The organism is uncultured Limnohabitans sp., from assembly GCF_937889215.1.
Taxonomy (GTDB): domain Bacteria; phylum Pseudomonadota; class Gammaproteobacteria; order Burkholderiales; family Burkholderiaceae_C; genus Limnohabitans_A.
On the sequence record NZ_CALBEX010000382.1, the window covers coordinates 1 to 4,269 of the forward strand.

The 4,269-nt window shown below is 62.0% G+C and carries 3 protein-coding genes and 1 pseudogene; all 4 read right to left on the bottom strand.

What is annotated here, in order from left to right:
• Positions 1-537 (bottom strand): annotated as a pseudogene (gene fliI, locus Q0341_RS09650) (flagellum-specific ATP synthase FliI); the annotation flags it as partial.
• Positions 534-1,478, bottom strand: coding sequence for a FliH/SctL family protein (locus tag Q0341_RS09655; RefSeq protein WP_299512584.1), 945 nt, complete (start codon positions 1,476-1,478; stop codon positions 534-536). The gene Q0341_RS09655 and the pseudogene fliI, both read right to left, overlap by 4 nt.
• The gene (fliG, locus tag Q0341_RS09660) at positions 1,471-2,616 is read right to left on the bottom strand and encodes a flagellar motor switch protein FliG (RefSeq protein WP_299512587.1); all 1,146 of its coding nucleotides are present in this window, start codon (positions 2,614-2,616) and stop codon (positions 1,471-1,473) included. The genes Q0341_RS09655 and fliG overlap by 8 nt, the downstream gene beginning before the upstream one ends.
• A 21-nt stretch (positions 2,617-2,637) precedes the next feature.
• Positions 2,638-4,215, bottom strand: a complete 1,578-nt coding sequence (fliF, locus tag Q0341_RS09665; RefSeq protein ID WP_299512589.1) for a flagellar basal-body MS-ring/collar protein FliF — start codon at positions 4,213-4,215, stop codon at positions 2,638-2,640.
• Positions 4,216-4,269: the final 54 nt, after the last annotated feature.

The following is a 4,269-nucleotide window of genomic DNA, read 5'->3' on the forward strand; positions in this document are numbered from 1 at the left end:
CATCATGCCCAGCAACACGCTCTTGCCCACACCCGAGCCAGCCACCAGGCCCAGGCGCTGGCCCCGACCAATGGTCAGCATGCCGTTGATGGCTTTGACGCCCACATCCAGCACTTCCTTGATGGGGCCGCGCTCCATCGGGTTGATGGGGCGACCTTGCAGGCTCAGCACATCGCGGCATTCCGGTGGCGGCTTGCCGTCCAGCGGTTGGCCACGTCCGTCGATGATGCGGCCCAGCAAATCGGGTCCCAAGCTCACTTGCGAGGTGTGGCTGAGCACGCGCACCTGTGCGCCCGGACCAATGCCTTGCGGCTCGGTGAAGGGGAGCAAAAAAAGCGTTTCATCGTTGAAGCCCACCACCTCGGCCTCGACCCGGTGGCCCATTTGGCCCACGATCTCGCAGCACGCGCCCAGCGGCGCCATCAGGCCACGCGTTTCCAACCGCATGCCCACCAGCCGCACCAAAGTGCCGCTGCGCTGGGGCTCGGGGGCATGCAGGCCGCCGATCAGTTGGTTGACTTCCAGATCGAAGTTCATGCGGGCGTGTCCTGGTCGGGCGTGCCCTCGTCGGGCGCGTCAGCGTCGGTGGTTTTGACGTCGGTGTCCTGCACGTCAATCACTTGGCGGTTCCAGTCGCGTTTGGGCGTGCTTTCGGGCATGGCGTCCACTTTGTCTTGCACCAGGCTGGACGTTTGCATCCAGGCCTCGGGCTGAGGCAGCAGGCGACGCGCCAGCGGCTCCAGGCGGTGTTCGATCAGGTCTTGCACCACGCTGTCTTGCACGCGCACACGCACGCTGCCGGGTCGCAACAAGGGGTCGGCTTCCAGGTCCAGGTGGGCCGTGATGGCCTCGCCCATGGCTTGCAGTCGTTTCAGGTCTTCTGGGTTCAGGCTCACCTGCACGGGTTGCGCCGGGTGATCGAGTTGCTGAATGCACGACTGGATCAGGCCCTGAATGGCTTGACCGGAAATTTGCAGCTCGGCCCGCACCAGCTGTTCGGCCAGGTGCAAGGACAAGCGTTTGAGCGGCTCAAAAAAGCGCTGGGGGTCTTGGCTGATGCTGCGCAGCTCAATGCCCAGGTGGCGGATGAGTTCGCGCTCCTTGGCGCGTTCGGCATCCATCTCGGCGTGCAATTGCGCTTGGCCTTCCTTGAGGCCGCGTTGGTAGGCTTCGTCTTGCAAAGCCGCCAAGGCCGCCTCCGAGACGCGGGCATCTTCAGGCTCTGGTGCGCTCAACTCGGTTGTGTCGGTGCTTTCTGTTTGCGTGGCCAGGCCGTCTTCCTCGGCCTCGCTCACGCTCAAGGGCGCGGGCAGGGTCAGGGCGTCGGTGGGCTCGGTGCGATCGGCCACGCGCCAGGGGCCAAACGAGCGCACCTTGGCTTCGTCCCACTGGGTGCGCAAGAAAGCAGGGGCTTGGCTTTTGCCATTGAGCAAAGGGTTGGCACTCCAACCGCCTGCTGGTCCTCGGGCTTCAGACAAAGTCGTCTCCCCGTCCGGCCAGCACCAGATCGCCCGCATCGGACAGCTTGCGTGCCAAACGCATGATGGTCTTTTGCGCTTCTTCCACATCGGTGATGCGCAGTGGGCCCTTGCCCTCCATCTCGTCGATGAACATGACCCGCGCACGCGCCGACATGTTGCCGAAGAATTTCTCTTTGACGAATTCGGGCGCACCCTTCAACGCCGTCATCAGCATGTCCGGCTCCACATTGCGCATCAGCACCTGGATGCCGCGGTTGTCCACGCCCACCAAGTTCTCGAAGGTGAACATGTTGTCTTGGATCTTCAGCATCAACTCGGGGTCGAGCTGCGACAGGCCGCCCATGATGGAGGACTCCAAATCGACCTTGACGAAGTTCATGATCTTGGCCGCCGCCTTGATGCCGCCAAAGCTCGACGACTTGGCCGAGGAGTTGCTGGCGAACTGTTTCTTCATGATCGATTCCAGCTCTTCCATGGCCGACGGTTGCACCGTCTCCAAGCTGGCAATGCGCTGCAGCACTTCGGGGCGGGCTTCAGGCGGCAAGAAGTTCAGCACATCGGCTGCCACGTCGTATTCGAGCACCGACAAAATGATGGCCGTGACCTGCGGGTGTTCGCTGCGGATCATGTCGGCAATCGATCGGGCGTCCATCCATTTCAGGATTTCCAGGCCCTTGCTGCCTTGGCCCGGCATGATGCGGCTGAGCACCGAAGAGGCCTTGTCGTCGCCCAGGGCGCGTTTCATCACTTTTTCGACATAGTCGCCCGTGCCCAGACCCAGGCTGGTCTGCTTTTTCAGCATGGCCACAAATTCGTCGAGCACGATGTTCACGGCTTCTTGCGACAAGTCGGCCACCGACACCATGGCGCCGCCCAGCGACTGCACCTCTTTGGGATTCAGGAAGCGAATGATCTCGGCCGCTTGCTGCTCACCGAGCAACAGCATCAGCACCGCTGCGCGCTGTGCACCCGTCAGGGCGTCCAGCTCTTCTTGCAGCTCTTCGGTCATCACGATGGGTGCGTCACCCGTGGCCGATGCCACCACCTTGGTGTCCTTGCCGTCCTTGCCCTTGGCATCTTTGCCTTTGGCGTCCTTGCCTTTGGCGTCTTTGTCGGTGTCTTTTTTCGTAGCCATTTTTGTTGTTCCTTGAGTCGGTCAAGAGACCTTGATCATGCCCTTGAGCACGTTGGCCACTCGGCCCGAGTCTTCGGCCACCAGCATACGGATGAGGGCCACTTTGTCGTCGTAGGTGTTGGCCGTGTCCAGCATGTCGATGCTGATGCTCGACTTTTTGGGCTTGAGCTTGGCTTTGATCTCTTCTAGGCTCTCGCCCTCGCCAATCTGGATCATCTTCATGTCTTCTGCGCTCAGCTCGCCGTCTGCCAGCGCGGCTTTGGCTTTCTCTTCCTCAGCGATGGCCTTGGAGGCGGTGATGTTGCGCATGATGGGGCGCACCACGATCAACATGAACACGATGAAACTGATGGCCACCAAAGCGCTGGAGATGCCGGACTGGACTGTGTCCTCCACGTACCAAGGAATGGTTTCCAGTGCTGCGGGTGCTTCAAATCGGGCAGGCACCACGGTCACGTTGTCGCCACGCGTTTGGTCAAAACCCACCACACCGCGCACCACTTGCAGCATCTGATCGAGCTCTTGTGGGGTGTAGGCCACGCTCTTGGGCGCATTGGGGTCTGCTGCCGTGCCTTCAGCCGGCAGGGGCGCAGGGCGTTCGTTCACGATCACGGCCACGCTGACCTTCATCACCCCGCCGCTGGCGTTGCGCACATGGCGCACGGTGCGGTCGAGTTCGTAGTTCCGTGTTGAGCGGCTGCTGAGCTTGGTGTTTGCGTCGGCTTGGCCCTTGGTGGCGTCCACTTGCGTGCTGTTGGTGGTCGTGGGGTCGGGTGGTGGCGTGTTGGCCAATGAGCCGGGGATGCCTTCGGCAGAACGGCCAGCGGCGCGGTCTTCGGCCAACACCTCAGAACGGGTGCGTGGGCCTTTTTCGCGGTTGTCAAAATCTTCGGTGGTGCTTTCCGTTTGGGTGAAGTCCAGCGACAGGTTGACCTGCGAACGCACATTGGCTTCGCCCACCATGGGCGACAAAATTTGCACAATGCGGGAACGCAGCACTTCTTCCATTTGCTGCTTGTGCTGCTCTTGGGCCGAGGTCAGCCCCAGTTTTTGTTCGGTGGCCGACTCGGTCATCAGCTTGCCCACGTTGTCCACCACGGTGACATGGTCGGGTGTGAGGTAGGGCACGCTGGACGACACCAGGTGCACGATGGCTTGAACTTGTGAGGCGGACACGGCACGGCCCGGGTAGGGGGCCAGCACCACCGACGCTTTGGGCGGCGTGCGGTCACGCACAAACACGCTTTGCTTGGGCGTGGCCAAGTGCACGCGGGCACTTTGCACGCTGCCAATTTGCATGATGCTGCGCGCCAACTCTTGTTCCATGGCGGCGTTCACTTTCACCTGTTCCATGAACTGGCTGGTGGTCATGGACGACTGGTCTTTCAGGCCATCGAGGCCTGTGGCGCCGGCTTTGGGCAAGCCCTGCGAGGCCAGAAAAATGCGGGCCTCGTGGAAACGGTCGCTGGGCACCGTGAGCTGGCCGGTGGCCGAGTCAATTTTGGGTTTGAAATCGCCCGTGCGCAAAGATTCGAAGGCCGCTTGCTGGTCGGCCTCTTGCAGGCCGGGCATCACGGGGCGGTAGGGCGTGGTTTGCATCTACCGGCTGGGGCTTGGCAGCTTCTGCAGCGCGGGTGGGCTGCGCAGCGGCCA